Source organism: Nocardia sp. NPDC056000 (assembly GCF_042269265.1).
Taxonomy (GTDB): Bacteria; Actinomycetota; Actinomycetes; order Mycobacteriales; family Mycobacteriaceae; genus Nocardia.
In genome coordinates this window covers 222,742-238,394 of record NZ_JBHJXS010000009.1, presented here as the reverse complement: position 1 = coordinate 238,394, position 15,653 = coordinate 222,742, and the positions used below count along the sequence as shown (strand labels likewise).

The 15,653-nt window shown below is 65.2% G+C and carries 17 protein-coding genes; 12 read left to right on the top strand and 5 right to left on the bottom strand.

Translation table 11 applies throughout. From position 1 onward, the window contains the following. Positions 1-22 precede the first annotated feature (22 nt). The 5 genes from ACFC4D_RS26440 (at position 23) to ACFC4D_RS26420 (ending at position 2,848) form a co-directional block, all read left to right on the top strand. Positions 23-682 (top strand): GNAT family N-acetyltransferase, encoded by a 660-nt coding sequence (locus tag ACFC4D_RS26440; RefSeq protein WP_376067441.1) that lies wholly within the window; start codon positions 23-25, stop codon positions 680-682. Positions 683-747: 65 nt separating this feature from the next. Continuing rightward, positions 748-1,413, top strand: coding sequence for an HAD family hydrolase (locus ACFC4D_RS26435; RefSeq protein WP_376067438.1), 666 nt, complete (start codon positions 748-750; stop codon positions 1,411-1,413). Positions 1,414-1,536: 123 nt separating this feature from the next. Next, positions 1,537-1,683 (top strand): hypothetical protein, encoded by a 147-nt coding sequence (locus ACFC4D_RS26430; RefSeq protein ID WP_376067435.1) that lies wholly within the window; start codon positions 1,537-1,539, stop codon positions 1,681-1,683. Positions 1,684-1,803: 120 nt separating this feature from the next. Continuing rightward, entirely contained in the window at positions 1,804-2,373 is a 570-nt protein-coding gene (locus ACFC4D_RS26425) for a hemerythrin domain-containing protein (RefSeq protein WP_376067433.1), read from the top strand. A gap of 97 nt (positions 2,374-2,470) precedes the next feature. Next, entirely contained in the window at positions 2,471-2,848 is a 378-nt protein-coding gene (locus tag ACFC4D_RS26420; RefSeq protein WP_376067431.1) for a VOC family protein, read from the top strand. Positions 2,849-2,850: 2 nt separating this feature from the next. Here the strand turns inward: ACFC4D_RS26420 and ACFC4D_RS26415 are convergent, their stop codons facing one another. Together ACFC4D_RS26415 and ACFC4D_RS26410 are read right to left on the bottom strand one after the other, a co-directional pair. Then, a complete protein-coding gene (locus ACFC4D_RS26415) occupies positions 2,851-4,410 on the bottom strand; it encodes a flavin-containing monooxygenase (protein ID WP_376067429.1) in 1,560 nt (519 codons plus the stop codon). Between the two features lie 159 nt (positions 4,411-4,569). Further along, positions 4,570-5,223, bottom strand: coding sequence for a TetR/AcrR family transcriptional regulator (locus ACFC4D_RS26410; RefSeq protein ID WP_375957595.1), 654 nt, complete (start codon positions 5,221-5,223; stop codon positions 4,570-4,572). 105 nt (positions 5,224-5,328) lie between these two features. Here ACFC4D_RS26410 and ACFC4D_RS26405 point away from each other — a divergent pair, with 105 nt between their 5' ends. Beyond that, positions 5,329-6,162 (top strand): alpha/beta fold hydrolase, encoded by an 834-nt coding sequence (locus tag ACFC4D_RS26405; protein WP_376067426.1) that lies wholly within the window; start codon positions 5,329-5,331, stop codon positions 6,160-6,162. A gap of 83 nt (positions 6,163-6,245) precedes the next feature. Further along, entirely contained in the window at positions 6,246-6,734 is a 489-nt protein-coding gene (locus ACFC4D_RS26400; protein ID WP_364651262.1) for an Lrp/AsnC family transcriptional regulator, read from the top strand. Positions 6,735-6,738: 4 nt separating this feature from the next. Here ACFC4D_RS26400 and ald read toward each other — a convergent pair whose 3' ends face one another. After that, complete coding sequence (gene ald, locus ACFC4D_RS26395; protein ID WP_375957601.1) at positions 6,739-7,845, bottom strand: alanine dehydrogenase; 1,107 nt, start codon at positions 7,843-7,845, stop codon at positions 6,739-6,741. Positions 7,846-7,963: 118 nt separating this feature from the next. After that, positions 7,964-9,013: a helix-turn-helix domain-containing protein gene (locus tag ACFC4D_RS26390; RefSeq protein WP_376067423.1), complete on the bottom strand. Its 1,050-nt coding sequence runs from the start codon at positions 9,011-9,013 to the stop codon at positions 7,964-7,966. Positions 9,014-9,414: 401 nt separating this feature from the next. Between ACFC4D_RS26390 and ACFC4D_RS26385 the strand changes: the two genes are divergently transcribed. After that, positions 9,415-10,443 carry a helix-turn-helix domain-containing protein gene (locus ACFC4D_RS26385; protein ID WP_376067421.1) on the top strand — a complete coding sequence of 343 codons (1,029 nt, stop codon included), beginning with the start codon at positions 9,415-9,417 and terminating at the stop codon, positions 10,441-10,443. A gap of 69 nt (positions 10,444-10,512) precedes the next feature. Here ACFC4D_RS26385 and ACFC4D_RS26380 read toward each other — a convergent pair whose 3' ends face one another. Continuing rightward, entirely contained in the window at positions 10,513-11,379 is an 867-nt protein-coding gene (locus ACFC4D_RS26380) for an alpha/beta hydrolase (protein ID WP_376067419.1), read from the bottom strand. A 132-nt stretch (positions 11,380-11,511) separates the two neighbouring features. Between ACFC4D_RS26380 and ACFC4D_RS26375 the strand changes: the two genes are divergently transcribed. The 4 genes from ACFC4D_RS26375 (at position 11,512) to ACFC4D_RS26360 (ending at position 15,624) form a co-directional block, all read left to right on the top strand. Further along, positions 11,512-12,324, top strand: a complete 813-nt coding sequence (locus ACFC4D_RS26375) for an AraC family ligand binding domain-containing protein (protein WP_376067416.1) — start codon at positions 11,512-11,514, stop codon at positions 12,322-12,324. A 122-nt stretch (positions 12,325-12,446) separates the two neighbouring features. Further along, the gene (locus tag ACFC4D_RS26370) at positions 12,447-14,030 is read left to right on the top strand and encodes an L-lactate permease (RefSeq protein ID WP_376067413.1); all 1,584 of its coding nucleotides are present in this window, start codon (positions 12,447-12,449) and stop codon (positions 14,028-14,030) included. Positions 14,031-14,063: 33 nt separating this feature from the next. Continuing rightward, positions 14,064-14,627: a GNAT family N-acetyltransferase gene (locus ACFC4D_RS26365; RefSeq protein ID WP_376067410.1), complete on the top strand. Its 564-nt coding sequence runs from the start codon at positions 14,064-14,066 to the stop codon at positions 14,625-14,627. Between the two features lie 751 nt (positions 14,628-15,378). Further along, positions 15,379-15,624 carry a hypothetical protein gene (locus tag ACFC4D_RS26360; protein WP_376067407.1) on the top strand — a complete coding sequence of 82 codons (246 nt, stop codon included), beginning with the start codon at positions 15,379-15,381 and terminating at the stop codon, positions 15,622-15,624. Positions 15,625-15,653 lie beyond the last annotated feature (29 nt).

The window sequence follows — 15,653 nt, the reverse complement described above, 5'->3', positions numbered from 1 at the left end:
CCCCGAGGCGATGATGACCGCCATGAGCCTGATTTCCCATTGGCCTCTGGCCGGATTGCGAATTCGCACGCCGAACCTGGAATTGCGACTCCCCGACCTGGATGACCTGGGTGCACTCGCCGCCTTGGCGGCCGCGGGCGTCCACGACCCCGCGGTGCAACCGTTCCGAATCGCGTGGACCGATGCCGAGCCTGATGAGGTGGCACGGAGCGTGATGCAGTGGCATTGGCGCTGTTGGGCCGACTGGCGCGTGGACGAATGGGAACTCAACCTCGTCGTGCTCCGCGATGGTGAAGTCGTCGGTTCGCAGTCGATCGGCGCGAAGGATTTCGCCGTCTGCGGCGAAGTGAGCACCGGATCATGGCTGGGCAGAACCCATCACGGTCAAGGAATAGGAACCGAGATGCGCGCGGCGGTCCTGGCGCTGGCCTTCGTCGAGCTCGGGGCCGAGACCGCGCTGTCGGGCGCTTACGAGAACAATCTCGGCTCGAACGGCGTCTCACGCAAACTCGGTTATCAGCCCGACGGCGTCGAGATGCACGCCGTGCGTGGCAAACCCTTGGTGCTCAACCGATTCCGTTTGACCCGTGCCCGATGGGCAGCCGGTCGCACCGTGCCGGTGGAAGTGACCGGACTGGCCGAGTGCCTGCCGCTGTTCGGGAGATCGGCGACTGGCGCTTGATCAACGGCAGCTGGTCCGAGCCGCTGAGCGTGCTTAGGGTCAAGATCAGCGGGTAGCCGGTGTAGATGACCGAATCCACCATCGCTGTCCTGGACATCGACGGGACGCTCATCGACTCCAACTATCAGCATGCTTTGGCATGGTTCCGGGCTTTGCGCTCGGTCGGTGAGACGTACCCCATCTGGCGGCTGCATCGGCTCATCGGCATGGGCGGAGACCAGTTGTTGACGGCGCTCGGCGGTGCGGATCTGGAGCGGCGCGTGGGTGATCAGGCCCGCGATCAGCAGGGCAAAGAGGTCGACGCACTGATCGAGGAGATGGTGCCGCTACCCGGTGCGCGCGAGCTGCTCCTGGCCATCAAGCAGCGCGGTCACCGGGTGGTGCTCGCCAGCTCCGGTCAACAGCGCCACGTGGACATCTTTCTGGACAAGCTGGACGCGCGCGACATCATCGACGATTGGACCACCAGCGACGATGTGGAGACATCCAAACCAGCGCCCGATCTACTGCGGGTGGCTCTGAAGAAGCTGTCCGCGCCGCAGGACGCCTCGAGCGTCATGATCGGCGACTCGGTGTGGGATGTCGAAGCGGCCAAACGCGCCGCCATGCCAGCGATCATTGTGCGATCCGGAGGTTTCGGAGACGACGAGCTTCGCGGTGCGGGCGCCCTCGAGCTGTACGACACCCCGGGCGATCTGGCGGAAGTGCTGGATGACACTCCGTTGGCGTGAGGTTCGCCGACGCCCGTCTCCACACAGCGACCTCGGGTTTGCGCTGTGTGCGTCCGGGTATGGCGCAGATGCGCTCCACATGATCAACACGCAATTCGCCAAGGCATTGGGAAAGGACCGAGGATGACCGCGAAATCCGACAAAGAGCAAGCCGAAACCATCGCCTCCCGGCGGGACGATGACGAGCAATCGACGGCGCGGAAAGATCCCGAAGCCACCACCGAGGATCAGGCCGCGAATATGGACTTCGAGGGCGACGTTCCGCGCTGAGGCGATTCCGGGTCCGCTCGTCGCCGATCCGAAATCCGCTCCGCCTTTACCCGCGCTTCGTCGGCGCAGTCGGCGACTCCTCAGGCATGCTGACCTGAGATGCCTTGTCAGGGAGGAACTGTGGATATCACCGAGCTGATCCTTGATGACCACCGCGAGCAGCGGCGGCTCTTCGCGATCCTGGAGCAGATCGATCGCTCCGACACCGGTGTGCTGTCGGCGATATGGGCCAGACTGGCCGCATTTCTCGAGTTACACGCCCTTGCCGAGGAGGAGATCTTCTATCCGGCATTGCTGCGGGTCGGCATCGCCGCACACCGTAAGGGCGGGGTCGAGGACGAGACGCTCGACGCGATCCACGACCACAACGAGATTCGGGACGCGATCGCCGATGTGGCATCGCATCCGGTCGGTACCGACGCCTGGTATGCGGCCGTGGCGGCGGCGAACCTGGCCAATAGCGATCACATGGCCGAGGAGGAGCGTGAAGGGCTCACCGACTTCCGTCGCCTGGCCGGGTTGCAGACGCGGCACCAGCTCGCGGTGTCGTTCGCTGCGTTCGAGGCGCGGAACTTCACCGGTGTCGAACCTGTGGACAAGGACCCCGCCGAGTACGTTCGCGAGGTGGAGCAGGGACAGCGGGTTCAGGCGAGCGGATCGTTGAGTGTCGGCAGCATGAAGCGGAACTGACCTTTCATGGACCAGCGGTCGGCCTGGGAAGCCGGGCCACCGTCCGGCGCTGGGCGGAACGCGGTTTATGCGGCGGCAAATCGGCAACCCGGGTTTCATGATCGGAAACCTTCGCTCGGTAGTGCTCGACAGTAGGGATCCCGCCGCCTTGGCGAGTTTCTATCAGCGCGTACTCGGCGGCACCGTCGAAACCGCCGATGACACCTGGACGGTATTGACCGACGCGCAGGGCCGTCGACTCGCGTTCCAGTTGGCACCCGAACACGAGCCACCGCGATTCCCGGATCCGCGCGGTTCCCAGCAGTTCCATCTCGACATCGAGGTGGACGAGATCGAGACTGCCCAGCGAGATGTGTTGGCGCTGGGCGCGACTCGGGTGACCGACGCCGAGGGGGAGGACAACTTCAGGGTCTTTCGTGACCCGGCGGGGCATCCTTTCTGCCTGGTCTGGGGCACGATGGCGAGCGATAGCTGAGGTCAGGGATTGGTGGCCAGCTCTCGGGCGGCACCGGCGGCGGCCGACACGGTGGGCCGGGTGGTGTATCGGTAGTGGTCCAGCGGGAAATGCCGGTTGCTCCAATACATTCCGGCCTGGGTGGTGGCTCGGAAAGCCGGGCCATCGCCTTGGTAGTTGATGTAGTAGGTGCGTGATTCGGCGCACCCTTGCTTGAACAGGTAGGTGTTCTTGTTGCGTGCGTACATGCGCGCGAAGTACTCATCGTGCGGCTGCTGCCGGATCTCGACGCGAGTGGCGTTGCGGCGCAATGTTTCCTTGATCGCCCGGGCGCTGTGTGCGGCGGTCGCCTCGATGAGCGGGATGACCGAGCCGGGGGCGTATCCGTAGGGGCCGAAAATGTGGAACATATTCGGGAACGCGGGCACTGAGACGCCCTCGTAGGCCTGGTATTTGTTCTGGTCCCAGAACTCGCCCAATTCGATTCCGCCGCAGCCATATACGGGATATGGCGGGGTCGCGCCCTTGTCCATGACCTGGAAGCCGGTGGCGGTCACGACCATATCGAACTCGCGCAGCGTCCCGTCTTCGGTGGCGATGCCGTCGGCGGTGAACTTCTCGATCGGATTGGTGATCAGCTCCACGTGCGGCTGGGTGTAGGTCCGGAAATAGGTATTGGAGATCGAAGGCCGTTTGCAGCCGAGCCGGTAGGTCGGGGTGAGCGCCTGTCGCAGCTGAGGATCGCGAATCTGGGTGTACAGATAGGCTTTCAATGCCGCCTCGCCGGTCCCGAGCACCGCGGAAGTCAGTCGCGGATAGTCCGACAGCGCGAATCCGATGCCCAGGAACGCGTTCACCGCGACATTGCCGATGAACCGCACCGCCTGCTGCGCGGGCGGAAAGTCCAGTGCGCGATTGCTGATCGTGCCCATCGGGAAATCGGGTTTGGGCGCGACCCAGATCGCGGTGCGCTGGAATACCGTCAGCTGTTCGACCTTGGCTGCCAGCTGCGGAATCACCTGTAGCGCAGTGGCTCCGGTGCCGATGACGGCGACCCGCTTACCGCTGTAGTCATAGGAGTGATCCCAGCGCGCGGTGTGCATGAGGCGTCCGGAGTAGCTGTCGATGCCCGGAATCGCCGGTGGCTTGGGCTGTTCCAGCGCGCCGACCGCGCTCACCAGAAAGCGCGCGGTGATCTCGTCACCGTCGCTGGTGCGCACCCGCCACATATCCGCGGTCTCGTCGAAGCGGGCCTCGCTCGCTCCGCAGCCCAGGCGCAGCTTGCCACGCAAACCCTGCTGATCCACTACCTCCTCGGCATAATGCTGAATCTCGTTGCCGGGCGCGAAGAATCGCGACCAGCGTGAGCGCTGCTGGAAGGAGAAGTTGTAGATCGGCGAGGGGACGTCGACGGCGACGCCCGGATAGGTATTGGCATTCCAGGTGCCGCCGACGCTGTGCCACTTGTCGATGATCAGGAAGTTCTCGATGCCCGCGCGGCGCAGGGCCGCGCCGGTCCCGATCCCGCCGAATCCCGCGCCGATGACGAGTACGTCGAAGGATGGTGTGCTCTTCGTGCCCATGGGTGTCTCACTAGGTGATCAGGTTCAGCAGTGGCTCGGTCATGGATGTCCGGGCACGAATGCGACAGTGAGCAGCACTCAATTACCGGACAGCAATGTCATCAAAATAAGCTGTCCCAGACAGATTCGCAAGAGTGTGCGCGACGAACGGTTCTGCGGTTACGCCCGATGCTGCGGGTGGTAGTGGCTGAGGAACATGTCGACGCCGTCGCGAATGAGACGATCGGTGAGGTCGGAGTCGATGGAGCTGCCGAAGGAGCCCATGATCAGGTGGGGGTAGACGGTCAGTCCGAAGAATTGGATGACCGCTACCTCGGGATCGGGGATCTCCAATTGACCTCGGTCGCATAGGTCTTGGAGGGCGGCGGCGAGGTTGGCCGCGGATCGCGCCGGGCCGCGCTGCTGCCAGGCGTCGCCGAGTTCGGGGAAGCGATGTAGTTCTGCGGTGACCACATTGCGCAGACCGAGCCGTGAGGGATCGTTCGCGGTGTTGATCAGGGCCCAGGCGATGCGAATCAGGGCTTCGCGGGTGTCCTCGGCGTCGGCGAGGTCGGCGCGCACATCGGCCAGGGTGGCGTGGGCTTCGTCCATCGCCTCGCCGATGACTTCGCTGAACAGGTCCTGTTTGCTCTTGAAGTGGTTGTAGACGGTCACCTTGGAAACCCCGGCCGATGCCGCGATCGCATCCATGCCGATGTCGAATCCATTGCGCACGAACGCTTCCCGCGCGGCGGACACAATCGCCTGGCGGCTGCGTTCGGCGCGCTTGCCGGTGGGAGCCGCGGCGGGGACTCGTTCCTGATCGGTCGTCACAGGTCCCATAGTACCTACTAACTGAACTGTTGAGTACGGATCAACTGTCCTGTACCGTTCAGTTAAGTTAGTCGGACAGCATGGCTTGACGCACAGGAGTGCCCAATGATTTCCGAATCCGTTGTATCCACCCCCGCCCACACCCTCGAGGTCGACGATGCGCGCCTGCACTATGAACTGCGCGGCACCGGCCCCCTGATCGCTCTGGTCGGAGCGCCGATGGACGCGTCGGCGTTCGCGCCGCTGGCCGAGCTGCTGGCGGTCGACCACACAGTGCTCACCACCGATCCGCGCGGTATCAATCGCAGCCCGGTCCATGATCCCGAGCAGGAGTCCACCCCGCAGCTGCGCGCGGGGGACTTGTCGCGGCTGCTCGCCCATATCGATGCCGGGCCGGCCACGGTATTCGGTTCCAGCGGTGGCGCGGTGACGGTGCTGGCGCTCGCCGAGGCGCATCCCGAACAGGTGCATACCGTCATCGCTCATGAGCCGCCGTTGATCGAACTACTCGACGATCGGGTGGAACTGCATGCCGGTACCGAGGAGATCATCGCCACCCATCTGAGCGGCGATACGCTAGGCGCCTGGGGAAAGTTCATGAGCCAGGCCAATATTCAGTTGCCCCCGGGCCTGCTGGAGATGATGTTCGGCGGGGAGCGCGATCCGCGCCAGCTCGCCGACGAGCACCGCTGGTTCACCCGTGAACTGCGTGCGACCACGCACTTCTCGCCCGATATCGCTGCCCTCCGCGACGCGAGCGCACGCATCGTGATCGGTATCGGCGAGGATTCTTCCGGGCAGCTCTGCGATCGTTCGTCGCGGGCGCTCACCACGGCGCTGGGTAGCGAACCCACACTGTTCCCCGGTGACCACACCGGATTCGTCGGTGATCCCGACTCGTTCGCGACCCGGCTGCGTGCGGTGTTGCGCGAGAGCTAGTCCGAATCTTTCGATGACATCACGGCTCACTGCCGAACGATCTTCGATACTGTGCGGAGGTGCGAAACGATCCTTTGGTGCCGATGACAGCCGTGGACCCGATGCGAACCGCACCGGCGCTCGATGCCGTTGACCTGGTGCTGCTGGACGAGCTCGCGCGCGATGGCCGTATGACCAATAGCGCGCTGGCCGCGGCCGCGGGTATCGCACCCTCCACCTGCCTGGGGCGGGTGCGAAACCTCGTCGAGCGCGGGGTGATTCGCGGATTCCATGCCGATATCGATCCGGCCGCGCTGGGCCGCGATCTGCAGGCGATGATCGCGGTTCGGGTGCATTCGGACGCTCGCGGCCAGCTCGCCGCCTTCGGTGAGCAGATGGCCGCGGTGCCCGAGGTCGAGAACGTCTATTTCATCGCCGGAGCCGACGACTATCTGATTCACGTGGCGACGGCGAACTCCGATGCCCTGCGGCGGTTCGTGCTCGACAATCTCAGCGCCCATCCCGCGGTCGCCTCGACCGAGACCATCCTGATCTTCGAACACATCCAGACCGCAGGACGCGAATCATCCTGAGCTGCTAGACCGCCACCCGCTCGACGGCGTAATCATGCGCGGCGGCAACCGATTCCGAGAGCAGCGCACCGGCATGGGTGCTCAGCCCGGCGGCCAGTCCGGGATCCGCGGCGGTCGCACCCCGCCAGCCCTTATCGGCCAGCGCCACCACGTACGGCAGAGTCGCGTTGGTCAGCGCAACCGTCGAGGTGTGCGGCACCGCGCCCGGCATATTCGCCACGCAATAGAAGATCGAGTCGTGCACGCGATAGGTGGGCTCGTCATGGGTGGTGGGTCGCGAGTCCGCGAAGCAGCCACCCTGATCGATCGCGATATCGACCAACACCGAACCCGGCTTCATGTGCGAGACAAGGGCATTGGACACCAGCGTCGGGGCCTTCGCGCCCGGCACCAATACCGCACCGATCACCAGATCCGCTTCGAGCACCAGGTTGTCGATCTCGGTGCGATTGGACACCACGGTGCGCACCTGCCCGTGATACAGATCGTCGATCTCGCGCAGCCGTGCGACATTCAGATCCAGCACGGTGACATCGGCGCGCATCCCGTGCGCGATGGCAATCGCATTGCGCCCGGCCACACCCGCGCCGATGACCACCACATTCGCGGGCCGCACGCCCGGCACGCCTCCGAGCAGCACGCCGCGCCCACCGCCACTGCGCATCAGGTGGTACGCACCGGACTGGGTCGCCAACCGCCCGGCCACCTCGCTCATCGGAGCCAGCAGCGGCAGCGATCCGTCCGCGGCGGTGACGGTTTCGTAGGCGATGGAGGTGATTCCGGAGGCCAGCAGCGCATCGGTGCAATCGCGCGATGCGGCCAGGTGCAGGTAGGTGAACAGCACCTGCCCGGCCCGCAATCGCGAATACTCCTCGGCCACCGGCTCTTTCACCTTCAGGACCAGGTCTGCCGCACCCCACACCTCATCGGCGGACTCCAGCACCCGCGCCCCGGCATCGAGGTAGGCCGCATTGTCGAACGAGGATCCGATTCCGGCATCGCTCTCTATGTAGACCTCATGTCCGCGATGCACCAACTCCCGCACGCCCGCGGGCGTCGACGCGACCCGGTACTCGTGATTCTTCACTTCGCGGGGGATTCCGATCCTCATTCAGTACTCCCTGAACGTCAGCGACTGCGGCCGAATGACCGCTCACGGAGAGTATGAATATGATTCGAATCGATCGCTATATCTCTGAAGATAATTCTGTAGGCGCCGCGTTCATCATTCAAAGTTGCTGAATTGTGGCACGAGTCACCCGCTCAGCTGAAGGATCTTCGCCCGCCCGCCGGAACTCGCCGGGCGAGCGACCGGTCTGCCGCTGAAAGGCCCGCTGCAGCGCGCGCGGGTCGGTGTACCCCAGCCGGGTCGCAATCGACCGAATTGGAAGATCGGTCTCCCGCAACAGTTCAGCAGCCTGCTCGTGGCGGATCGCGTCGACCTCATCACGCCAACTGGTGCCCTGTTCGCGTAGTCGCCGCTGCAGCGTGCGCGGGCTGATCGACAACCGCTGCGCAACCAGCTCGAGCCGGTATTCACCACCCCGAACCGCTTCGTGCAACGCCATTCGCACCCGATCACCCTGATGCGGCGGCAGTTTCGCCTCGACCAGCAGCAGTTCGGCATGCCGCCGATGAATCCTCCCGAGCTCCGGATCGCTACCGGTTGGCAACTCGGCCACGTCGAGAAATGTCATCTCGGCATACGGTGCGTCGAATTCGATACGGTCGGTGCCGAATACATCTTTCAGATGCCGGTGCTCACGAGGCGCCGCGTGCCGAAAGCTCACCCGAATCGGCACCAGATGCTGCCCTGTAGCCTCGCGCGCCCGCTGCAACATCACCGACAGCGTGAACTCATCCACCATCCCCAGAATCGGCCCGGGCTCAACCGCCGACAAATCCCGCACCGTCAACAGTCCACCACTGACGATCACCTCGGCCCCACCGCGCGGATCAGCCACCACCGCACGCATTCCCGTCACCGTCCGCAAACTCTCCGCGAGCGTAGCGCCACTGGTGAACAAGTAGTCCCACACCGTGAGCCGCCCTCGCGTCGCGGTCGCCGCCACCCGCAACCCCGACCGACATCCCACAGCCGCATAAAGCAATTCCCACATCCGCCAAGCGGACTCGGTAGGCACCCGCACCAAATCATCCCCCAGCACCGCGGCGTCCACCCCCAGCCCACCCGCCAACTGCGCCCGGCACACCCCAGCCCGCAACGCCGTCTCCCACACCAGCGACGCCAGCCGCGAGGAGATGGTGTTCTCGATCATCGAAGCACCCTATCCCCAACCACTTGCTTCCACCTGGTGGTTTCCCCACCCGCCAACTCTTCTCGAAGTCGCGCGCCGATGTAGCTGTGTGGAAAGAGTGCACAGCTCGTACCATTCGGCGGGCATGAGGTAGGTGCGAAAGGCAGCGATCGATGAGTGCGTTGACGGAGCAATCGATGTTTCTCGTCCGTAAGACGCTGACTCCCGAGCAGGTTGAGAAGCGACGCCTTGATGCCGAGAAGATCTTGGGCCGTCAATTGCCCCCTCGCTCGAGTCGCCCGGCCGAACGTTGATCAGACCATCAAGCTGGCACGGCGGGTAGGGTCCACGGTGGTGCGTGTGGGCCGCGGAGGATATCCCTAGCAAACCGTTCGGTCTTGAATTGCCGATATGCTCCGCCGGTGATCGAAGGCACCATCCCCACTCGCACCGCGCTCGTGCTCCAGCAGACCGCATTGACCGTCGGTGTGTCCCCGACTCATCTGTCCGGCGCGGTGGAGATGGATCCGGTCGCGTTGGGGGACGATCGGATACGGGTGCCCATCGAATCGGCGTGGCGGATGTGGGAGATGATCGGGTTCGCCGGCGGGCCGGGGGCGGGACTGTGCGCCAGCGCTGCGGCTGGGCGCGGGACGCTGGGGGTTTGGGATTATCTGTTTTCCAGCCGGGCGACGCTGGCTGAAAGTCTGCGCACGGTAATGGAATTGCGGTCGGCGGTGACTGATCCGTCGGTCGACTGGCAGGTGCTCGAGGACGGTGGCATGCTCACCGTTCGAGTCGGGGTGGCCGTGGAGGCCGATCCGGTCTTCGTGCCGGTCGAAGAATTCGTGCTCGCGCTGGTGCTGCGCCGGGTGCGCGAGGCCACCGGAACGCACATCATTCCGATTCGGGTCGCGTTCACCCATCGCGCCAGCGGGCGACATGCGCATTTGATCGACGAATTCGGCACCAGCCGAATCGATTTCGGCGCCTCGCATTCGGAGATCAGTTTTCTCGACATCGCGGATCTGCCCACCGGGCGCGATCCGCACCTCGGTGATCTGCTGTGTGACTACGCGCGGCTGACGCTCGCTGGAGCGCGGCCGCTCCCCTCTTGGCTGGATCGGTTTCACACCGCCGTCGCCGATGCGATCGCGTCCGGTGATCTGAGCCTGGGCACGGTATCGGCTCGAATGCTCACCAGCCCGCGCACCTTGCAGCGCCGACTGACCGAACTGGGCACCGGCTGGCGCGACGAAGTCGACCGGGTGCGACGGCAGCGGGCCATGGATCTGCTGCGCGAAACCGACCTCACCGTGCAGGCGGTCGCCGCGCGGGTCGGTTTCTCCGATGCCCGCGCGCTGCGACGCGCCTTCGTGCAGTGGACCGGGCAGAGCCCGGCCGATTTCCGCACCGGCCAGCCGGTTCAGGCCCACCGCGGACCCCTCTGACAGCGGTGAACCGAACGACCAACCGGGCGTTGCCGCCCCGCTATGACACGAGGCGGGCTATCCGGAGGTTCAGCGAGTCAGCACCGAACGGAAGTGTGCCGCGGCGGCGTCGGCGGCGGCATTGATCAGCCGCGGATCGTCGTAGAAGTCGATCTGACCGACCGAGTCGAGCCACAGCTCGGACTTGGGGCTCGACACCGTCGCGTAGAACTTGCGGGCGAACGGCGGCACCAGCGCGTTCTCCGAATGCACCATCGTGAACGGCACCGCGAGCCGGGCAGCGGCCTCGATGGTGTCGAAATCCGAGTAGGCGAAGGATTGCACCGCGTACCCGTTGGTGTAGTTCGGCACCGCGCCCCGGGAGGTGCCGTAGTACTCGTACGCCTCGCGCAACGGCATACCCACATCGCCGCCATCGGGCGCGACCGCCGGAATCGTCTCCGCGACACCGGTTTCCCGCCACACCTGCTCGGCGGCCCGCCCGCGAGCGATCGCCTCCTGGCTCGGCGGGGCGTCGGCGGTATCGGAGTAGTACCCGGCCACACCCGCGAACGCCTGGATCCGCGCATCATCCGCGACCGCACGCGCCATGTATCCCGCTCCCGCGCACACCCCGACCGCGACCACCGGCAGCCCGCTGGTCCGCTCATCGGCGAGCAGCGCGGTCACCGCCTGCTGAATATCCTGGGCCTTGCCGATCGGATTCTCGAACTGCCGTGGCTGGCCTTCGCTCTCACCGAAGGTTCGGTGATCGAAAGCCAGTGCGGCGAAACCGCGTTCGGCCATCGCCCGGGCATACGCACCGGCGGCCTGCTCCTTGACCGAGGTCAGCGGGCCGCTGGTGACGATCGCGGCGAGCGGCTCGCCCTCGGGCAGGTGCAGGACGCCTACCAGCTGATCGCCGTCGTTGCTGAAGGTGAAGTGTTCGGTTCTCACGCCGGAAGCCTATGGCGGGTTCGGTCACCCCAAACGGTCATCCCGCGTCAATAGGGGGACGTGGAACGCCAACCGCACCATCCGGAATCATTGCCGCCGCTCACGCCGCCGCGGATTTGCTAGCCTGCGCGAGTGGGATCGGCAGGTGAGCACGCTCGACTCTGGACCGCCGACGCCAGCTCCCAGGTGGATCTGCTGGCCGCCCGCTTCGAAACGTTCGAATTCGACAAGCACAGCCATGATCAGCTGTCGGTGGGGATGATCGAACAGGGTGCGGAGGGGCTGCACATGGCGGGCGGCAAGGTGGTGATTCCGGCCGGTCAGCTGGTGATCATCAATCCCGGCCAGGTGCACACCGGTTTCGCCGCCGCCGAATCCGGATGGCGCTATCGGATGTTCTATTTCGACACCGCTCTGGTCGAGGAGCTGGCGGGCGCGCAGCTGGGGACCCGTGAGGTGTGGTTTCCCGAAACTGCGGTGCGCGATGACGAATTGTTCGCGCGACTGCGGATCGTGCATCAGGCCCAGGAGCAGGCGACCGATCCGCTGAGCGCGGAGTCGTTGCTGCTCACCGGGCTCGGCGCGGTGCTGGGGCGGCACGCGCGGGGCGGTCGTGAGCGTGCGGGAATTCCACTGCCCCGCCACGGAGTCGAGGCCGCACGCCAACTCCTGCATGATCGATGGCGCGAAGCCGTCACCGTCGCCGAACTCACCGCCGTGTCCGGGATTTCGCGCGCCACGCTGATCCCGGCGTTCCGGCAGGCATATGGTCTACCGCCACACGCCTACCTATTGCGGTTGCGCGCCAACCACGCTCGCCGATTGCTGCTGACCGGTGGGCAACCGGCGGCGGTGGCGGCCGAGACCGGTTTCGCCGACCAGGCGCACCTGACGCGAATCTGCAAGCGCTACTTCGGCGTGACGCCTGGCGCGATCAGACCCTGACCTTCGAATCCGCCGGGCGATGTCCACTCATCGCCCGTGCTGAGATTTTTGTTCAATACCTCGCCCCACCCCGGCGGCCAGGCTGTGTCGCAGTAGGAAGCGACGAACCGCCGTGGGAGGCAATGATGTGGGCATTAGCGGTATCGCCGCTGGTCGTGGTGCTGGGCATGATCATGGGACTGCGCCGCCCGGCGCACTGGGCGGCCACGACCGGCGCGGTCGTTGCGGCACTGTTGATTTGGTGGCGGCCGGAGTTCACTCTCTCCGGTGACGCCATGCGCGGGGGCGCTGGGGGAGCCGGACTGCTGGTACTCAACGCGGCCGCTGTCATGCTGCCCGGTGTCTACCTCAGCCAGGTACTCACCCGCCAAGGCGTGCACCATTCCCTACAGGAATGGGTCCGCGGGTTACCGCTCTCGGGGCCAGCGAAAATCGCATTGGTGGTCGCCGGAATCGCCCCAACAGTGGAGGCGCTCACCGGATTCGGAGTCTCGCTCCTGGTCACCGTTCCGGTGCTGCTGGCCCTCGCTCCGCCCGCGACCGCGCTGCGCCAAGCCATGCTCGGCATGAATATCATCCCTTGGGGCACACTGGGTTTGGCCACGGTGATCGGAGCCGCGCTCACGCAAATGCCGGTAGCCACCCTCGGCACCGCCACCGCGATTACCAGCGCCATGATCTTCCCATTGGTGACGGTCTGGGCGGCGTTGCTATCCCAGCCCGAAAACCGCATGCGCACAGCGGTTCTCGCCGCCGGAGCCGGTTCGCTACTCTCCCTCGGACTGCTGATCATCAACCGCCTGGGTATCGTCCCGCCTGCTGGTGTCCTGGCCGGACTGTTCGCCACGACGGTCGGCCTCACCCTGAGCGCGATTCGACGGCATCGCATCGAATCGCAAACGATCCGATCGCAAAGCGGCACACCCGGTGACAGTCCTGCGGCTGCCGAAATCGGTGCGTCCGAGGGGAACAGCCTGCTTGCGGAAAACGGCGGCTCCGGCGGCACCGCTCTGGTTACGGCAGGCTCCGTACCCGCGGGGCGATTGCTTCCACCGGGCGCTGTTCTGCGCGCCTACGGAATTGTCTTGGGCGGCATCGCAATTCTGCGCATAGCGACCGCGGCAGGTGTCCCAACCCTGGCCCTGCACGCCGGAGGCGCGAGCTTCGCCCTGCTGTCCTCCCTGGGTCTGCCACTGCTGGCCGCCGCCCTGCTGCTGGACCGAGGCCGCCCGCACCTGCCCGACGCCCGCGCCGCCCTCACCCGCGTAACCCGACCCCTGCTCGCCCTGACAGGTTTCGTCATCCTCGGCCGCCTCATGGCCGACAGCGGCATGATCGCCCACCTCGGCGCGGCGGTAGCCACCGCCCCCGAACTCGTTGTCGCCCTTGCGGCCCCCGCCCTCGGCATGCTCAGCGGCTTCGTCACCGGCTCGAACGTAGGCGGCAATGTCCTGATGATGTCCCTCCAACAGCAACTCGCCCCCACCGGCCTCACCACCTGGTTCGCCGCCCTCCAGAACAGCGCCGCCGGCCACGCCGTCTTCACCTCCCTCCCGATGATCATGCTCATCCTGGCGGTAGCCGGCGACCGCGCCACCACCGCGGGCATTACCGAAAACCAATTGCTGCGCTTCGGATTACGAGTAGCCGCCGTGATCTACCTACTGCTTGCTCTGACGGCGGTTGTCGTGGTGTCCCTCGCCTGAACCTTCGATACCCTCGAGCAAATGGAGTCTCCTATGAGCCTGTTGCCCGTGCTGTCCGCTGTCGAGATCGCAGCGGACAGGGTGCTGCTACGCAAGGCGCGCGCCACCGATCGAGACGGCCTCATCGAGCTGCAAACCGACCCGCAAGTCTGGACCCACATCGCTGCTCCACGCACCCGTGAGGATGCCGAGCAGCGTCTCGACAGAATCGGAGGCCCAGTCAACACGACCGCCACTCCAGGCCATTTCATCGTCGCCGACAAGATCACCGACACCATGCTCGGCACCTTCGAAATCAAGCGGCGCCCCGCCGACTGGCCCGGCCATGTCGTGGACGGCGGCGGCGAACTCGAACTCGGCTACCTGATGCGCCGCGAAACCTGGGGCGCCGGACTGGCATTCGAGGCCGCGACCGCCGCCTTGCGCGCGACCGCCGCCGAACTCCCCGACCAGCCGGTGCTGATAGCGACCCGAACGGCAAACAAGCGCTCACTCGATCTCGCGGCCCGCTTGGGATTCGAAACCGTCAGTACCTTCGAATGGTTCGACACCGACCAGACCCTGCTCCTCGCAAGCCTGCATTCATTCAAAGTGTGAGCGGCGCGTCGATCCCGAACTCCTGCCTGAGATGCGAGCTATCGCATAGGGATCGGTGACGTGGAGTGCACGGCGACCGACTTATCGTGCCGTCACGGGTGTTGAGTATGGCTTGTGCCAGCGATGACAACTACTGTCGCACTCGGGGATTCGAGGGTGGGCCATGGTCTCGCGCTCACCGGATGTGGTCGTTTGGCTATTTGGCCGCATCCGCTTCGGATGCCCGGGGCCGCCTGCCCTGCGGCTCCTGAATGGTCCTTCTGCCAGCCATGGAAGTGACCGAGTATGAGGTTGCCCGGCCGTCGGCGGGGGAGTGCATGTCCGTGCTCTCCCGTCAACGGTGCTAAGTGTCTGACGATTCTAGCGGAAATCGAGGATTTGACAGCGTCTTATATGGCTGTAAGTTAGTCATTGTTCGACGCCAATGCCCTGCTGACCCGCAAACGGCAGGGGTCGGACCCGAGGGTCGTTCGCTGGACGCGCTGCCCCGTGTGAACAGCGGCGATGCTTCGACGCGGTGCCGGAGGAATCCCACTCCGGCACCGCAATTCGATCCTTGGCCCGGCTGGGCCGGAGGCTTCCGCGGCGCGGGAGATTCATTCACGCAGCCCGAGTGCGGCACATTCCGGACCGAATTTGATGTACGTCACTTCGCGCGTGCGGCGGCACACGGATAGCCGATAATTTGCCAACCGGATCATCCGGATAACCACCAACTCGTTCGTGAACTCCGAGTGAGAAGAGGGCAGTCATGGTCGGTGTACAGCATTTTCTCGCTGCGGGTTCGATTACCGCGGCTATGTTCGCGGGAGCGGCCGGAACAGCGGTGGCCGATCCGGGCGGAGCCTGGTGTTCAGGCAATATGTGTTACAACGATAGTGACTCCCCAGCGCTCGCGACCGGCGACTACACCTGCCCCAGCGGACTGGTGTTCCCCTCGTTCGCGATCGTGCCACCGCGCACCGCGGTGCCGATCTTCCCCGCCCGCTGCTCCTGACCGGGATCGTTCAGGTCTGGCGAATATCG

Excerpts from the sequence above, each read along its gene's own strand:
- ald (WP_375957601.1), bottom strand. The coding sequence starts at position 7,845 with ATGAGGATCGGAATCCCCCGCGAAGTGAAGAATCACGAGTACCGGGTC.
- ACFC4D_RS26415 (WP_376067429.1), bottom strand. The coding sequence starts at position 4,410 with ATGGGCACGAAGAGCACACCATCCTTCGACGTACTCGTCATCGGCGCG.
- ACFC4D_RS26430 (WP_376067435.1), top strand. The coding sequence starts at position 1,537 with ATGACCGCGAAATCCGACAAAGAGCAAGCCGAAACCATCGCCTCCCGG.
- ACFC4D_RS26435 (WP_376067438.1), top strand. The coding sequence starts at position 748 with ATGACCGAATCCACCATCGCTGTCCTGGACATCGACGGGACGCTCATC.
- ACFC4D_RS26390 (WP_376067423.1), bottom strand. The coding sequence starts at position 9,013 with ATGATCGAGAACACCATCTCCTCGCGGCTGGCGTCGCTGGTGTGGGAG.
- ACFC4D_RS26365 (WP_376067410.1), top strand. The coding sequence starts at position 14,064 with ATGAGCCTGTTGCCCGTGCTGTCCGCTGTCGAGATCGCAGCGGACAGG.
- ACFC4D_RS26360 (WP_376067407.1), top strand. The coding sequence starts at position 15,379 with ATGGTCGGTGTACAGCATTTTCTCGCTGCGGGTTCGATTACCGCGGCT.
- ACFC4D_RS26405 (WP_376067426.1), top strand. The coding sequence starts at position 5,329 with ATGATTTCCGAATCCGTTGTATCCACCCCCGCCCACACCCTCGAGGTC.
- ACFC4D_RS26370 (WP_376067413.1), top strand. The coding sequence starts at position 12,447 with ATGATGTGGGCATTAGCGGTATCGCCGCTGGTCGTGGTGCTGGGCATG.
- ACFC4D_RS26420 (WP_376067431.1), top strand. The coding sequence starts at position 2,471 with ATGATCGGAAACCTTCGCTCGGTAGTGCTCGACAGTAGGGATCCCGCC.
- ACFC4D_RS26400 (WP_364651262.1), top strand. The coding sequence starts at position 6,246 with ATGACAGCCGTGGACCCGATGCGAACCGCACCGGCGCTCGATGCCGTT.
- ACFC4D_RS26440 (WP_376067441.1), top strand. The coding sequence starts at position 23 with ATGAGCCTGATTTCCCATTGGCCTCTGGCCGGATTGCGAATTCGCACG.